The sequence below is a fragment of the Mycobacteroides sp. CBMA 271 genome, from assembly GCF_009729205.1.
Classification (GTDB): Bacteria; Actinomycetota; Actinomycetes; order Mycobacteriales; family Mycobacteriaceae; genus Mycobacterium.
In genome coordinates, this window is sequence record NZ_VTHB01000009.1 from 94,300 (window position 1) to 107,738 (window position 13,439).

18 protein-coding genes and 4 tRNA genes are annotated in these 13,439 nt (G+C 64.6%); 11 read left to right on the plus strand and 11 right to left on the minus strand.

From position 1 onward, the window contains the following. Window position 1: 1 nt before the first annotated feature. From FZI91_RS22350 to FZI91_RS22360, 3 genes are all read right to left on the minus strand, one after another. A complete protein-coding gene (locus tag FZI91_RS22350) occupies window positions 2-859 on the minus strand; it encodes an SDR family NAD(P)-dependent oxidoreductase (protein ID WP_155941298.1) in 858 nt (285 codons plus the stop codon). 508 nt (window positions 860-1,367) lie between these two features. Further along, the gene (locus FZI91_RS22355) at window positions 1,368-2,225 is read right to left on the minus strand and encodes an SDR family NAD(P)-dependent oxidoreductase (RefSeq protein ID WP_155941299.1); all 858 of its coding nucleotides are present in this window, start codon (window positions 2,223-2,225) and stop codon (window positions 1,368-1,370) included. Between the two features lie 39 nt (window positions 2,226-2,264). Further along, window positions 2,265-2,762 (minus strand): DUF1772 domain-containing protein, encoded by a 498-nt coding sequence (locus FZI91_RS22360; protein WP_155941300.1) that lies wholly within the window; start codon window positions 2,760-2,762, stop codon window positions 2,265-2,267. A 102-nt stretch (window positions 2,763-2,864) separates the two neighbouring features. On the opposite strand from FZI91_RS22360, the gene FZI91_RS22365 reads away from it, so the two are divergent. Together FZI91_RS22365 and FZI91_RS22370 are read left to right on the plus strand one after the other, a co-directional pair. Next, the gene (locus FZI91_RS22365; RefSeq protein WP_162525524.1) at window positions 2,865-3,320 is read left to right on the plus strand and encodes a DUF2269 family protein; all 456 of its coding nucleotides are present in this window, start codon (window positions 2,865-2,867) and stop codon (window positions 3,318-3,320) included. Between the two features lie 51 nt (window positions 3,321-3,371). After that, window positions 3,372-4,274 (plus strand): DMT family transporter, encoded by a 903-nt coding sequence (locus FZI91_RS22370; protein ID WP_162525525.1) that lies wholly within the window; start codon window positions 3,372-3,374, stop codon window positions 4,272-4,274. Window positions 4,275-4,281: 7 nt separating this feature from the next. Here FZI91_RS22370 and FZI91_RS22375 read toward each other — a convergent pair whose 3' ends face one another. Then, window positions 4,282-5,244, minus strand: coding sequence for an AraC family transcriptional regulator (locus FZI91_RS22375; protein ID WP_155941302.1), 963 nt, complete (start codon window positions 5,242-5,244; stop codon window positions 4,282-4,284). 111 nt (window positions 5,245-5,355) lie between these two features. Here FZI91_RS22375 and FZI91_RS22380 point away from each other — a divergent pair, with 111 nt between their 5' ends. From FZI91_RS22380 to FZI91_RS22390, 3 genes are all read left to right on the plus strand, one after another. Further along, window positions 5,356-6,051, plus strand: a complete 696-nt coding sequence (locus FZI91_RS22380) for an alpha/beta hydrolase (protein WP_155941303.1) — start codon at window positions 5,356-5,358, stop codon at window positions 6,049-6,051. Between the two features lie 13 nt (window positions 6,052-6,064). Beyond that, the gene (locus tag FZI91_RS22385; protein ID WP_166548272.1) at window positions 6,065-6,232 is read left to right on the plus strand and encodes a hypothetical protein; all 168 of its coding nucleotides are present in this window, start codon (window positions 6,065-6,067) and stop codon (window positions 6,230-6,232) included. Window positions 6,233-6,335: 103 nt separating this feature from the next. Next, window positions 6,336-6,611, plus strand: a complete 276-nt coding sequence (locus FZI91_RS22390; protein ID WP_155941305.1) for a hypothetical protein — start codon at window positions 6,336-6,338, stop codon at window positions 6,609-6,611. Window positions 6,612-6,642: 31 nt separating this feature from the next. On the opposite strand, the gene FZI91_RS22395 is transcribed toward FZI91_RS22390, so the two are convergent. Next, window positions 6,643-6,718: transfer RNA gene (locus FZI91_RS22395), tRNA-Lys, on the minus strand. Window positions 6,719-6,855: 137 nt separating this feature from the next. Between FZI91_RS22395 and FZI91_RS22400 the strand changes: the two genes are divergently transcribed. From FZI91_RS22400 to FZI91_RS22415, 4 genes are all read left to right on the plus strand, one after another. Next, a tRNA-Glu gene (locus FZI91_RS22400) sits at window positions 6,856-6,928 on the plus strand. 29 nt (window positions 6,929-6,957) lie between these two features. After that, window positions 6,958-7,034, plus strand: a tRNA-Asp gene (locus FZI91_RS22405). Between the two features lie 46 nt (window positions 7,035-7,080). Continuing rightward, a tRNA-Phe gene (locus tag FZI91_RS22410) sits at window positions 7,081-7,157 on the plus strand. 56 nt (window positions 7,158-7,213) lie between these two features. After that, complete coding sequence (locus tag FZI91_RS22415) at window positions 7,214-7,717, plus strand: SMI1/KNR4 family protein (protein WP_162525526.1); 504 nt, start codon at window positions 7,214-7,216, stop codon at window positions 7,715-7,717. A 130-nt stretch (window positions 7,718-7,847) separates the two neighbouring features. Here FZI91_RS22415 and FZI91_RS22420 read toward each other — a convergent pair whose 3' ends face one another. The 5 genes from FZI91_RS22420 to FZI91_RS22440 all read right to left on the minus strand — a co-directional run bounded on the left by FZI91_RS22420 (window position 7,848) and on the right by FZI91_RS22440 (window position 11,866). Further along, window positions 7,848-8,393 carry a hypothetical protein gene (locus tag FZI91_RS22420; protein WP_155941306.1) on the minus strand — a complete coding sequence of 182 codons (546 nt, stop codon included), beginning with the start codon at window positions 8,391-8,393 and terminating at the stop codon, window positions 7,848-7,850. Window positions 8,394-8,529: 136 nt separating this feature from the next. Then, window positions 8,530-8,766: a hypothetical protein gene (locus FZI91_RS22425; protein ID WP_162525527.1), complete on the minus strand. Its 237-nt coding sequence runs from the start codon at window positions 8,764-8,766 to the stop codon at window positions 8,530-8,532. 1 nt (window position 8,767) lies between these two features. Next, window positions 8,768-9,469, minus strand: coding sequence for a hypothetical protein (locus FZI91_RS22430; RefSeq protein ID WP_239001611.1), 702 nt, complete (start codon window positions 9,467-9,469; stop codon window positions 8,768-8,770). A gap of 423 nt (window positions 9,470-9,892) precedes the next feature. Beyond that, window positions 9,893-11,380: a PPE family protein gene (locus FZI91_RS22435; protein ID WP_155941307.1), complete on the minus strand. Its 1,488-nt coding sequence runs from the start codon at window positions 11,378-11,380 to the stop codon at window positions 9,893-9,895. Between the two features lie 105 nt (window positions 11,381-11,485). Continuing rightward, the gene (locus FZI91_RS22440; RefSeq protein ID WP_155941308.1) at window positions 11,486-11,866 is read right to left on the minus strand and encodes a VOC family protein; all 381 of its coding nucleotides are present in this window, start codon (window positions 11,864-11,866) and stop codon (window positions 11,486-11,488) included. Between the two features lie 82 nt (window positions 11,867-11,948). Here FZI91_RS22440 and FZI91_RS22445 point away from each other — a divergent pair, with 82 nt between their 5' ends. Both FZI91_RS22445 and FZI91_RS22450 read left to right on the plus strand, forming a co-directional pair. Then, the gene (locus FZI91_RS22445) at window positions 11,949-12,149 is read left to right on the plus strand and encodes a CopG family transcriptional regulator (protein ID WP_155941309.1); all 201 of its coding nucleotides are present in this window, start codon (window positions 11,949-11,951) and stop codon (window positions 12,147-12,149) included. After that, on the plus strand, window positions 12,146-12,538 hold the full coding sequence (locus FZI91_RS22450; protein WP_155941310.1) for a type II toxin-antitoxin system death-on-curing family toxin: 393 nt from the start codon (window positions 12,146-12,148) through the stop codon (window positions 12,536-12,538). The genes FZI91_RS22445 and FZI91_RS22450 overlap by 4 nt, the downstream gene beginning before the upstream one ends. Window positions 12,539-12,544: 6 nt before the next feature. On the opposite strand, the gene FZI91_RS22455 is transcribed toward FZI91_RS22450, so the two are convergent. Next, window positions 12,545-13,435 carry an alpha/beta hydrolase gene (locus FZI91_RS22455; RefSeq protein WP_162525528.1) on the minus strand — a complete coding sequence of 297 codons (891 nt, stop codon included), beginning with the start codon at window positions 13,433-13,435 and terminating at the stop codon, window positions 12,545-12,547. Window positions 13,436-13,439 lie beyond the last annotated feature (4 nt).

Consider the following 13,439-nt stretch of genomic DNA (forward strand, 5'->3'; position numbering starts at 1 on the left):
CTCAGGCGCGCACTGGGAGCGGAGCGATGCCGACGAGTTCGCAGCTCTTGGCGTAGAGGTCATCTTGTGCCGCTTGATTTCTCGTGCAGCGCCGAACCGGGCTTGGCGTTTGTGCGGCCAGATAGTCCCCATTGCGCCCGTGGTGTTCCTCTGACATCGCCATATCGGCGATCAGCTGACTTGGCCGTTCCGGGGTGATCAGCGCCAGCATCACCAGGGACCGGACAGGCCGCGGTATCTCACGCCAGATATCGGATCTCACGTTGCCTGGATGCAGTGCGTTCGATGTGACCCCGTCGGGGAGGCGGCGGGCAAGCGCATTGCTGAACATGAGGTTTCCCATTTTCGACTGCGCATACGCTGAGAAGGTGAAGTAGAAACGTCTTCCCCGCCAGGTATTTTCGTTGATCCTGCCCACGCTGTGGGCGACGGAGGCCAGGTGGATGACACGGGCGTCGCCAGCTCGGGCAGCTTGCAGCTGTGGAAGCAGGAGATGTGTCAGCAGGAACGGGCCGAGATAGTTGGCGCCCCACTGGAGTTCGAAACCGTCTTCGGTTTTCGATTGCCGCATTGGTGAGGCGCCTGCGTTGTTGATCAGCGCATCGATCTTGGGATGCTGCGCGGCTAGTTCGTCGGCGAAACGTCGGATGTGCTCGAAGGAGGACAGGTCCAGCGACATGATGTCGAGCTGGGCACCTGGTATCGCGGCCAGGATCTGGTCTCGCGCGGCTTGGGCCTTCTGCAGGTTGCGGCAGGCCATCACGATGTTGTGCCCGTCGACGGCCAGCCGGTGTGCCGTGGCCAGGCCGATCCCGGCGTTCGCGCCGGTGATGACCACCGTTTTCGGGGTGCTGGGCATGTGATCTCCTCGTCGAGACGTCCGGAACAGGGGGAAGTCTCACACGGTGGCGGCCGGGTGTCGACTGGAGGCTTGCCAGGGCGCGCAACGCGCACAGCAGCGTGATGGCGGTGAGCCTCACTCGATGAGGCGGTGAGATTTCGGCCGGAGTTGTCCGCGCCAAGCATCGGCTTCCGTTGGCGGGGCGTAGACCAATTCCGCGACCAGCGGTGACGATTCGTCCCTCAATTCGGGCAGGAATGGCTGGGACGACAGATTCAGATCGCGTCGTGCTTCTGGGGTGTCGCGCTGTGCTCTCGAACGCCTGACGCACAGGAAAATCAGGACTCCTGCGCTCACGACTAGGTAGGCGATCAACGCCGTTCGAGCGACAGTGATCCACACATCACACCCCTCCGGCGTCAGCTGCATCCCCTACGCTAACCGTTGAAGAGCCGGCATGTTGAACCCAAATGCTTTTGGCCACAACATATGTAGTCCGACGTCCGCCGCTACAGCCCAGGGGGCCCTAGCTGCGTGCAGGGAGTGGCTCTGCGCCGACGAGCGCGCAGCTCTTGGCGTACAGGCCATCTTGTGCCGCTGCGTTTCTCGCATATTTGCGTACCGGGTTCGGCTTCTGTGCAGTGAGGTATTGACCGGAACGGTCCTTGTGCTCGGGAGCGGTAGCGATTTCGGCGATGAGCTCCGCGGGCCGTTCGACGGGGATCATGGCTTTGAGAATCAGGCCGCGCACGGGTTGCGGTATCTCGCGATAGATATCGGAGGCCACCCCACCGGGATGGACGGCATGCGTGCTCACCCCGTCTGGGAGGCGGCGCGCCAACGCGTAATTGAACATCAGATTGCCCATCTTGGACTGCGCGTAGGGCGGCATCGCCCAATAGAAACGGCGTCCCCGCCAAGTCTTTTCGTTGATTCTGCCGAGATTGTGGGCGACCGAAGCGAGGTGGATGATCCGGGAATCTCCGGTGTTGGCCGCCAGGAGCTGGGGCAGGATGAGGTGTGTGAGCAGAAAGGGGCCCAGATAGTTGGCGCCCCACTGGAGTTCGAAGCCGTCCTCGGTTTTCGACTGTCGTACCGGTGAGGCACCCGCATTGTTGACCAACGCATCGACCTGGGGATGCTGCGCGGCCAGTTCACCGGCGAAACGTCGGATGTGTTCGAAGGAGGACAGATCTAGCGACATGATGTCGAGCTGTGCGCCCGGGGTGGCGGCCAGGATCTGATCTCGCGCGTCCTGGGCCTTCTCCTGATTGCGGCATGCCATCACGATGCTGTGCCCGTCGGCGGCCAGCCGGTGTGCCGTGGCCAGGCCGATTCCGGCGTTCGCGCCGGTGATGACCACCGTTTTCGGGCTGTTGGGCATGCGATCTCCTCATCGAGACGTCCGGAACAGGAGGAAGTCTCACACGGTAGCGACAGGGTGTCGACCGGAGGACTGCCAGATGAGCCGCAGGGCCCTCATTGCGAACAGCAGGGCAACGGCGGTGAGCCCCACTCGAATGAGATTTAGGAGGTTCCATTGGAGGGCAAGCTGATGCAGCTCGCTGGGGGTTTCTCCGAGGGAGCCGAAGAACAGCGTCATATTGAGCTTGACGATGACGTAGCCGGAGAGGGCGACGGCCGCGATCTCGACGATGCAGGCCATCAGCAGCGAGAGCTTCTCGGGTGCCTTGCGTGGGGTGCGCACAAACCAGACGATCAGGGTGATCGTGGCGATCTGGGTGAGTGGGATGTAGTAGTACACCGGGTTTGTCACCTCGGTGAACTGCTGGAAGGCTTTTAGTTGCTCCTTGGAGTCGCCAGCGATGTTGGGCCCGATCACGATGGCCTCGTACAGGTTTCCGAAGAACCACATCGCGATCCCGAACACAGTGAAATACATCAGTATTCGACGGCCCATCGGTACATCCTGCCCAATATTGGGCCCGATGCGGCCAAAAGTCGTCGAAATATGGCCAGCGGCAGGCTGTCGGCGTTTCGGTGGGCCCGATAACGTCGGCTCGTGACCAAGGTGCTGCTCTCGATCCACGTGCTGGCCGTGATTCTCGCGATCGGACCAATCGCCGTGGCGGCGAGCATGTTTCCAGCGTTCGCGCGACGGGCAGGCGCCGCCGACGGCGAGCTGGGCAGCCTGCGCACATTGCATCGGGTCTGCCAGGTGTACGCGGTCGTGGGGATTGCTGTGCCCCTGTTCGGTCTGACGTTGGCCAATGTAATGGGTGTGCTCGGCAGCCCGTGGTTGATCGCATCGCTGGCGCTCACCGTGGTGGCGGCGGCGCTGCTGGTGTTGGGTGTGCTGCCACGGCAGCGGTGGGTATTGGCCGCGTTGGGCGACGGCGAATTGGTCGATACGCGGGTGTTTTCGCGACTGGCGATGTCCACGGGGGTCTTCAACCTGTTGTGGGCGATGATCACCGTGCTGATGATCGTGCGCCCGGGGTCCAGTACCGGCGTCTAGATGGCGGAAAACCGCTAGCGCCGGATGGTGGTCGTGCTGTGGAATCGGTGCGTGGACACCGCGACCAGCGCCCCGGTCCGTAGCCGATGGCTTCCCCTGCAGTTTGCGGTTCTCGCCATCGTGTGGGGCGCAAGTTTTCTGTTCATCAAGGTCGGGTTGCAGGGGTTGTCGGCGCTACAGGTAGCGGCGGCGCGTCTTGATTTCGGTGCCCTGACGCTCGTGTCTCTCATTGTGCTGCTGCGGGTTTCGCTGCCGCGCGAGTTTAGAGTGTGGTGGCATATCGCTGTCGTCTCGCTGACGCTGTGCGTCATACCGTTCGTGCTGTACCCCTGGGCCGAGCAGACCATCGACTCCGGGCTGGCGAGTATCTACAACGCGACGACCCCGCTGATGACCACTGCGGTGACACTCATCGCCCTGCGCGCCGAGCGGCCCGGCCGGATCCAGTCGCTCGGGTTGGCGATCGGATTCCTGGGTGTGTGCGTGGTGCTGGCGCCCTGGCAGTTGATCGGTCACGGGGGACCGGTGCTTGCTCAATTCGCCTGTTTGGGCGCCACGCTGAGCTACGGGATCGGGTTCGTCTACATGCGCAAGTACGTCACCCCGATGGGGCTGCCCGCGCTGGCGGTCGCCGGGATTCAGGTGGGGGTGGGGGCGGTGCTGCTGACTGCGGTGGTGGCGACCGTGGACCATCACCGGATGGTGGCGACGCCGGCAGTGGTGTTGAGCATGCTGGCGTTGGGAGTGCTCGGGACCGGCGTGGCGTACGTCTGGAACACCGACATCATCAACGGGTGGGGTGCCACCGCTGCGTCCTCGGTCACCTATCTGACCCCGGTGATCGGTGTCCTGCTGGGGGCCACGCTCTTGAGTGAGCGAATCGGATGGAACGCGCCCGTCGGCGGGGTGATCGTGGTCGGGGGGATCGTGCTGAGCCGCCGCGGAAGCGGCTGACCTGAGGTCATCTGGGCCGATGTCGCATGCGCCAACGCAAGGGCGGCTCGCCGAATCGACGCTGGAACGCCCGGCTGAAGGCTGCGTCTGAGGTGTAACCGACGGCTTTGCCGACCTGGCTCACCGCCTTGCTGCTGAAGCGCAGGAGATGCGCCGCCCGATCGAGCCGTCGTTCGGTGATGTAACCGGCGGGTGGCTGTCCCAGCAGTGCGGTGAAGCGCTGCGTGAAGGACGAGCGTGACTGCCGCGCGTGCATGGCGAGCTCTGCAATGGACCAGGGGTGCGCCAGATTGCCGTGTATCGCGGTGAGGACGGGTGCGAGACGCGGGTCCATGGCCGCGGTGAGCCAGCCGGGTTCGGCGCGATCGGATGTCGACCACTCCCGCAGCGCATGGATGAACAGCAGGTCCAAGATTCGCGACAGCATCACCCATGAGCCCGGGCTGGGTGTGATGACCTCAGCGAGGACGAGCTGAAGAGATAGCGATAGCCATTCGTGGCCGGGCTGATCGGTCCGAACGACGATGGCCGCCGGCAGGACCGACAGCAGAGGGTCGGCGGCAGCCTTTTCCGCGGTGAACCGGCCACTGACCCACCGGGCTGCGGTCTGAGTCTCCCGATCGCTGACGTGCCCGTCCGTCGCAGACAGGTCTCGTACACGGGTTGACTCGCCCTTGGCAAGACGGTGTGCGGTACCGCGCGCCAAGAGCACCATGTCGCCGGCGCCGAGGGTGTATTCGAGATCTCCGTCGATATGCAGGCGGAGCCCGGGAGTTTCTGCGATATGGAGTACGCGATCGCTGGAGGGGAAGGCGATATCGAACGGCGGCTCGGAACAGCAACGCATCACAGTTTCGCCCCTCAACCCGATGGCGGACAGGATCCCGGAGAAGGCATCAATATCCGGTGTGTCTGAGAACCAGCTGTGCGGTTCTGGCCGATCGGCAAAATATTCAGGATGATCGGTCATGCCATTTGCTCCATAGTCCAAATATGTTGGTGTAGCCCCGGTAAGTCAACAGCGTCGCCGATGGCGGGTGCCGCGGGGTGCAGGTCGTCCAACATCTATTGAGAGGCAGATATGTCGAGCAAACCAGCCATCGTTCTGGTCCACGGATTCTGGGGTGGCGCCGCACACTGGGGGAACGTCATCGTCGAACTGCATAAGCGTGGGTATGGGGAGCTCTACGCGGTCGAGAACCCGCTGACTTCGTTGGCCGATGACGCTGCCCGCACGCGGCAGATGGTGGAGCAGATCGACGGGCCGGTGCTCCTGGTCGGGCATTCGTACGGAGGCGCGGTGATCACAGAGGCAGGAGATCTTCCGAACGTCGTTGGCCTGGTCTATGTGGCGGCATTCGCCCCCGATGCGGGTGAGAGTCCCGGTCAGCTGACCGAGCAGCTGCCGCCCGCTGCGGCGGCCAATTTGGCTCCCGATAGCGATGGTTATCTGTGGGTCAAGCAGGACAAGTTTCGCGAGAGCTTCGCCCAGGACCTGCCAGAGGATGCGGCGCTCGTCATGGCCGTCACTCAGAAGGCGCCGCTGGCATCGACATTCGGGGACACCGTCACCGCACCCGCCTGGCGGGTCAAGCCCTCCTGGTATCAGGTATCTACGCAAGACCGGATGATCAACCCGGAGAACGAACGCAAGATGGCACAGCGGATGAACCCCCGCAAGACCATCGAATTGGATGCCAGCCACGCGTCGCTGGCGTCTCAGCCCGTCGCGATCGCGGATCTCATTTCCGAGGCCGCTGAGGCCGTCGTCGGCTAATAGCCCTATGCGGGTGGGGGTGTCGGCAGGTGCTGCCGGCACCCCCACCCGGTTTATGGGCTGGGTGATTGGCGTCCTGCTGGGGGTCGTGCTCCTGAGTGGGCGAATCGGACGGAACGCGCCCCTCGACGGCGTGATCGTGGTCACGGGAATCGTGCTGAGTCGCCGCGGGAGCGGCTGACCAGCGGTGGTGCCCCCGCCTGGTAGCTGGGGCGAATATGCCGAGTTGACTCATTAACCATCCCGCGCTGCGCAAGAGCAACCTCGGCCTTATGGTGTTCGCCATGAGATTGACAGACGCCCGCCGTACCTTGTTTGTCCTGGCAGTGGGCATATTCGCGGCGGCGCCTGCCGCCTTCGCGGTCTTTCACCCCGCACCCGCCGAATCGACACCGCTATCGATCGGCAACATCAAGTGCTCGGTACACACCTCCACAACCGTGTGCGGCGGCGATCACGACGCTGAGCTTCACTCAAAGCCCAACCTCAAGGACATCCCGGCTAAACCAACTAAGCCGGCGAAGAAGACCGGGCCCACCGTGGTCGAACCGGCCGGCTAAAGCCGATTGGGCCGGACGGCGATGGTACTGCTGGTGCCCCCACCAGGGCTCGAACCTGGGACCTGCGGATTAAAAGTCCGTAGCTCTACCAACTGAGCTATAGGGGCGCGGAGAGACAGAATACTGGTTGGACCGGCAGGCGAGCACCGCGGTTATCCGGTTTGGGAATTGGCGGCGTTGTGCCCTAAGCTGGGCGAGCTCCCAACGTGACTGCGTTGTGGGTACCCCGGAGTGATTCGGATAGGCCCCCATCGTCTAGTGGCCTAGGACGCCGCCCTTTCACGGCGGTAGCACGGGTTCGAATCCCGTTGGGGGTACGCAACCAGTCATACTGGGAGCAGAGTAAGGCCCTGTGGCGCAGTTGGTTAGCGCGCCGCCCTGTCACGGCGGAGGTCGCGGGTTCGAGTCCCGTCAGGGTCGCCAGTACGGCGAGGCAGTTTTGCGGGTTTACCCGTGGGACGTGCCGGCCGGCCAGGTAGCTCAGTTGGTACGAGCATTCGCCTGAAAAGCGAAGGGTCGCCGGTTCGATCCCGGCCCTGGCCACCATAGTATCCGCAGGTCCTCCACCTCGGCGCCGGTCTCGGAGCCGTTAGCCTGACGCAGTGGATCCCGCACAGGTGTGGAAAGCGCCGCCCTACAAGAACTCCGTTCAGGCACCGCTCACCGACGAGCTGCTCGACGAGACGGAGCGGGAACTGGGTGTGCGGCTGCCCGTGTCGCTCGTCACTCTGCTCCGCGTGCAGAACGGCGGCCACCTAGAAGTCGGCTTCCCAGACGATCACAATTTCGACACCACGCACGACATCATCCGCGGCGTCGGCACAATGTATCCGTGCCTGGAGAAGGACGCCTGGTGGCACGACCCCGACTGGGGACCGCCGCGGGTCGATGAGGCAGAGTGGCTCGTCCCGTTCGACGGAGACGGGCACTGGGACCTGTGCCTCGACTACCGGCGATCTCCGACGGGTCCGGACGGTCTGCGCGCCGATCCGACCGTCGCAGTGATCGATACCGAAGCGCGCGAACCCGACATCGAATCGTTCGTCGCCGGATCGTTCGACGCCTATCTCGCCCAGCTGGTTCCGCGATCTGGCAAGTGGCAGTAGGTGAGTTGGACCGCTTGGGATTACGCCGAGCCGCGGCCACCGGGAACGCCACGTGACATCGAAGGCGACGACATCCTGCTCGGTGAGCAGCGACTCTGGCATTGGCTCGACTCTCGCACGTGGGCCTGCCTCAGTCGGTGTCGTAGTACCACCAGCGTGGCAACATCTCGGGGCCGATTCGCAGGTCGTCGTCCCGATCCGGCTCCGGCATCCCGGTGGGCACGTAGAGCAGGCCGTCCCAGCTGTTCTCGAACCTGATCAGCACGGTGCCGCTCGAGTTGGTGTGGACGGTGGCCGGGTAGGTGCCGATCCTGCGGTGCTGGGTCTCGCCGTGGGCAGGCGGGTGGTCCGCGACGGCGAGTACTGCGGAGCGTGCGTGCGCCCACCGTGCCTTCTGCAGCACGCCCGTGCCGATCAGGAGCACCGACAGGGCGACCACGCCGGCGATCGCGGCGACCGGGATCGTCACCTTTTGCCGCCGCGTGGCGCCCACCCCGAAGTAGATGGCGCCGGCCAGCAGGAGCGCGGGTCCGAGGAAGAACGCGGGGAAGATCCAGCCCATGCGCTCGAAGGGGCCGCCGCACCACACCAGCGTCCAGCACAGGTACGCCACCGCCGCGACGAACGCGATGTCTACGGCTCGCAGGAGCCACGCCGCCGTGATCCGAAGGGACACGAGAACAGAGTACTTGTTTGTCTCGCTATAGACTTTGCTGGATGCGGAGTCCGTTGAAGCGGATGTGGGCGATACATGGGTCCTCAACACGCGAAGGAAGTCGAACTCTCGCGCCGGGCAATTGATGGCCTGGAAGCTACTTGAGCGACTCGGTGTCTCGGCCCGACGTGTAGTGGATCGGGATCCGGAGCCCTGTCACTTCCTCGACCAGCGTCGCACCTAGCGGCTTCATCTCGTAGTACCGGTAAACGTTGCTCTGTGCATCCGGTGCCGTGGAGCATGGGCCGTTTGGGCATATCACTTTGGTCGGCACGGCGAGCACTGAGATCAGCAGCGCAACGGCGATGCCCGTGATGAATGCGATTCTCTTCACGTCAGTCCCGCCCTTCCCGGGGCTGCTCGTCGAATGCGCGCGACGCCCGCGGCGCCCATACGCGGCTCCACACCTCGCGGACTGCGACCCCGAGCAGCACCAGCACGAGCACCACAGTGAGGTTTAGTTGTAGCTCACTTGCGAACCCGCTCCGGTAGTAGAGCGCGGTGAGGATCACACCAGCGCCTACGACCGGCGTGAGAATCGTTGCGACCCCCGCCGGCCACCGGCCGACCGTCACGGATTCGACCACGGCGGCGATCACCGTTACCGCCAAGGCGGCTACGGCGACGCTCGAGACGACGTTCGCGCTGTAGAACGGGTCGGCCAACGTCGACGGCGGCTGATCGGTCAGCGGCTCGTAAGCGGTCCAGCCGAAATCGCCCTGGCCCAAGCCGATACCGAAGATGGACTCGTCGTAATCGGCATAGCGGCGCGGCAACCCGAACGAGGTCATCTCGGCCATGAGCCGAGCGACGACAAAGACCCACCACGAAGCGTCTCCGGTGACGCGAGCGACCCGCGCGGTGAGGTAGCGCCGACTGGTCGGCTCGACGAGGTTCACCCGAACACCGGCAACCCGTTCGGCCCGATCTGCGGCGGCGGCATGAAGCACGGCGGGATGCCCGGCGCGTACGGAGGCACACACGGCCGCGGGAAGCATGGCTGCCCGTTCCATCCGCTCGGCTGGTTCGGTGGGCATGCTGTCATCGGATCAGCCTGGGCGGTCGGCGTACCTACGAGCGCTATCGCCGCAGTGAGCACCGCCGCGAGGGCCATGCGAAGCATTGCCAAGGGTGCCGGGTTCGATCTGAACAGCTTGGTGGAATCCACGTAGTGAACTGTACCGAGGTAGCTCGTCTGCGCCGGACACGTGATTGGACGCCGTCGGCACCGGCGCGAGCTCCGCCCGTGCCGGACGCAGAGGAGACCAGGTCACCGCTTCAGGGTTGTAGGACGGTCCACCGAGTTCCCCTCGTTGTCGTTTCTTGCACCCACTCCGGATGACGCGCTAGGGGGAATCAAGTCACTCGTGGCCGAGGTATTGCGCGACACGGCGCAGACAGGGGAAACGCGACCCGCACCGGCGGAGTGATCTGAACCGCGAACGCCGCCCGCCGGGGAGCTATTCGGTGTCGTGGCCGCCCTCGGGGTTCCACGTGCTCGGCATCATCGGCGCCCGAGCTCCACCACTGAACGCGTCGCGCTCCAACGTCGTCAGTCCTGCTGCCGCCGTATCCGTTCCAGGCGCGGTACCGGAGAATCCCATGCGTCCCGCACCTCGGTGCGAGGCCATGGCATTCTGGCCGGCCCCGTCGGTACCTGCGACGGAATCCGGCGCGGTGGTGGCGTCCATATCCATATGTTCGACGCCGCGGCCCTTCTGCTTCGCCCGATTACGGCGGCGTCGTGCCTGCCGGGCTGCTACCGCTGCCGCGGTGGCGGCCTGCTCGGTTACCGAGTCCCGTGCCGCCGCAAGGGCTTCCGAGCGCGCGTGGCTTCTGGATGCCAATTCAGAGCCGATGCGTGGTCCGCCGCCAACGGCATAGGGAAACGCGAACGCTGCTCCACCGCCGGCCGGCGGCGGAGCAGGCGATGGTGCCGCACTGGCGACACTGGACGCGGGGGCGCCCGCCGGAGCCGCCGCTGAAGCGGGTGCGGACGGGCTCACGGTAGGGGTCGTCCCCGCGACCGCGGTGACGGGATGTTCCTCGGCGCGGCCGGGGTCCGCGGCAAGAGCCTCGGGAGACGGTTGGACGCCGGCCAGCCCCGCGAACCCGGCCGCCCATCCCAGGCTGGCGATCGCGAGCGCCAATGCGGGCTGAATCAGAGCCGGTGCGAACTGGCCGATGGTGGAAGCCAGTTGGGCGGCGTGAAAGGTGATGTCGGCCAGCACCAACGGGAGGTTGGTCAGCAGCGCGGCGGGATCCGTCAGCAGGTTGTTCAGCAGCAGCTCGAAATGCTCAAACATCTCACCGGCCACGTGCAGCCACCACTCCGGGTCGGTGGGGTCCAGGTCGCCGTGACCGTGGTCGTCGTCACCGTGTTCATGATCGTGGTCGTGGTCATGACCGGCCAGGATCGACGGAGGCGGTGTGGAGTGTGGCGTAGACGTCATCGCGACCTCGGAGGTGGCTTGGTAGGTCGCCATCGTGGCGGCGGCCTGCATCCACATGCGCAGGTAATCGGCCTCATTCGCGACGATGGGAATGGTGTTGATTCCGAAGAAGTTTGTTGCCACCAACGCCGCGTGGGTGGCGTGATTGGCGGCCAACTGGGCAAGGGTGGGCATCAAGGCCAAGGCGGCGCTGTAGGCGCCCGCCATAGCCTCGTGCTGGATTGCCCTGGCATTGCTTTCGATGCTGGCCTGGGTCAGCCACGCCAAGTACGGAACATGCGCAGCCGCATACATTTCCGCGCTCGGACCCTGCCATGCCGCTGCGTGCGTTGCGGTCAGGACCGCTCGGAGCTCGTCGGCGGCCGCGGTGTAGTGCGCGCCCAACGACGACCATTCTGCGGCGGATGCGAGCAGCGGGCCGGGGCCCGGACCGCCGCTGAGTAGGGCCGAATGCACCTCTGGCGGCGACGCCATCCACACCGGAGTAGACAACATATGCCCTCTCGCTAATGATAATGAAAACGATATTCGTTTACATTAGCGCAGAAGTCTCACAGGTTTTCGGGGGCCATCTCACAGGATTGGCGTCGATGCGGATGGTCAGAGCGGGTTCAGGCGGGCCCTGAGCAGGCAAAACTCGTTACCCTCGGGGTCGGCCAGGACGTGCCACTGCTCGTGCCCTGTCTGGCCGACATCTGCTGGACGTGCTCCGAGCGTGAGGAGGCGTTCGAGCTCGGCGTCCTGATCGCGATCGGTCGCGTTGACATCGATGTGCAGCCGGGACTTCCTGCGTTGCGGCTCGTCACTGCGGCTGAGGATGATCGTCGGCTGCGGGCCTCCGAACCCCTCGCGCGGACCGATCTCCATCGAGCCGTCGTCCATGCGATCGAGCACCACGAAATCCAGCACCTCACACCAGAACTGGGCCAGCGCCTCGGGATCGCGACAATCGAGCACGAGCTCGCTGATACGACATGCCATGCAGGAAACCTACTCACTGGGCGGGCAGCACGGCATCGAAAAATTGGTGGTATCTAATGGTATCAAGCGATACCATCTAAAGATGGCGATGACCCTTCGGTTGAGCGATGAACAGACGTCGGCGCTGCGTGCGGCGGCCGACCGCGAGGGCTTGTCCATGCAGGCCGTCGCGCTTAAGGCTGTCGACGAATATCTCAACGGCCGTCGCCGTCGACGGGATGACCTCCTCAAGCGCATAGTTGCCGAAGATGCTGGCGTACTGGACCGTCTCGCTGACGCATGACCCAGCCTGACGTTGTTTACCTCGAGCTGGAGGATCTGCTCGTCATCTGTGAGGGATACCTCGGACATCCCGCGGAGGTGCGTGATTTCGGGCTGCTTGAATCGGCACTCGCCCGGCCTAAGGCCACTGTCTTCGGGGACGACGCATATCCCGGAATTCATGAGAAGGCCGCTGCCTTGCTGGATTCCGTCGTCAACAACCACGCTCTCGTAGACGGCAACAAGCGGCTCGGCTGGGTTGCCACCCGACTGTTTTATGGCTTCAACGGGTACTGGGTTTCGGCGACCGAGGATCAGAAGGTTGATCTGGTGCTGGACGTCGCGGCGGGCGAGGTTGCCGGAGTGGCGGATATCGCGAAGCGATTGTCGGTCATCTTCTTTCGCGGCTAGCCGGCTTCAGATAAGCGCGCCCTGCAGGCTCCGGCACGCCTTGGCCACGAAATCCTTGGAAACCCCTGCCCGCGGTGCGAACCTGTCGAACCCGTGGAATGCACCCGGCACGATCTCCAACTCGCAGGGCACTCCCGCGGCACGGAGGCGTTCGGCGTAGGCGATGCCCTCGTCGTGAAACAGGTCGGCGGTTCCGATGCCCAACCACGCCGGCGCCAGCCCCGACAGATCCATCTGGCGGCCCGGCACGGCGATGTCGCGGTCCGCGTCCGCGAGGTACGCATCCCAGCCGAATCGGTTGGCATCGGTGCTCCACATGCGGAGGTTGGTTTCGTCGATGTCGGTGCGGGTGCTCGTGCGATCGTCGAGCATTGGGTACACCAGCAGTTGCAGCGCGGGAGCAACCTCGCCGCGATCCCGTGCCAGCAGCGCGAGCGCGGCGGTCAGCCCGCCGCCGGCGCTGGCACCGCCGATGGCGATGCGAGTCGGGTCAACCCAACCCTGCACCGACAGCCAGCGCAGCGCCGCGTAGCAGTCCTCGATGGCCGCTGGGTAGGGATGTTCGGGTGCCAGTCGGTAGTCGACCGATACGACCGGCAGACCGGCCGTCCGCGCCAGCTTGCGGCAGAAGAAATCGTCCTGCCGCGCGGTGCCCATCACGTAGCCACCGCCGTGAATCCACAACAGGGCCGGGGACGGCTCGATGAGATTCTTGGGCAGGTGTACGCGAACGCTGACCTCGTCGTTCACCACTACGGTCCGCGCCCCGCGTACCGGAACGAGGCCGGAGACTCGGATGACTGCGCGCAGCGCAGCGAGGGATCGCGGAAGAGCTACTCGTCGGGGAAATAGCTTGGCGGCCAAGCGGAGATCGGGATGAATGTCAGGGGACGACACATAG

What these genes read in the sequence shown, in the direction of transcription:
- FZI91_RS22350 (WP_155941298.1), bottom strand. Translation starts at nt 859, where the DNA reads ATGCCCAGCACCCCGAAAACGGTGGTCATCACCGGCGCGAACGCCGGG.
- FZI91_RS22355 (WP_155941299.1), bottom strand. Translation starts at nt 2,225, where the DNA reads ATGCCCAACAGCCCGAAAACGGTGGTCATCACCGGCGCGAACGCCGGA.
- FZI91_RS22360 (WP_155941300.1), bottom strand. Translation starts at nt 2,762, where the DNA reads ATGGGCCGTCGAATACTGATGTATTTCACTGTGTTCGGGATCGCGATG.
- FZI91_RS22375 (WP_155941302.1), bottom strand. Translation starts at nt 5,244, where the DNA reads ATGACCGATCATCCTGAATATTTTGCCGATCGGCCAGAACCGCACAGC.
- FZI91_RS22380 (WP_155941303.1), top strand. Translation starts at nt 5,356, where the DNA reads ATGTCGAGCAAACCAGCCATCGTTCTGGTCCACGGATTCTGGGGTGGC.
- FZI91_RS22390 (WP_155941305.1), top strand. Translation starts at nt 6,336, where the DNA reads ATGAGATTGACAGACGCCCGCCGTACCTTGTTTGTCCTGGCAGTGGGC.
- FZI91_RS22430 (WP_239001611.1), bottom strand. Translation starts at nt 9,469, where the DNA reads ATGCCCACCGAACCAGCCGAGCGGATGGAACGGGCAGCCATGCTTCCC.
- FZI91_RS22435 (WP_155941307.1), bottom strand. Translation starts at nt 11,380, where the DNA reads ATGTTGTCTACTCCGGTGTGGATGGCGTCGCCGCCAGAGGTGCATTCG.
- FZI91_RS22440 (WP_155941308.1), bottom strand. Translation starts at nt 11,866, where the DNA reads ATGGCATGTCGTATCAGCGAGCTCGTGCTCGATTGTCGCGATCCCGAG.
- FZI91_RS22445 (WP_155941309.1), top strand. Translation starts at nt 11,949, where the DNA reads ATGGCGATGACCCTTCGGTTGAGCGATGAACAGACGTCGGCGCTGCGT.
- FZI91_RS22450 (WP_155941310.1), top strand. Translation starts at nt 12,146, where the DNA reads ATGACCCAGCCTGACGTTGTTTACCTCGAGCTGGAGGATCTGCTCGTC.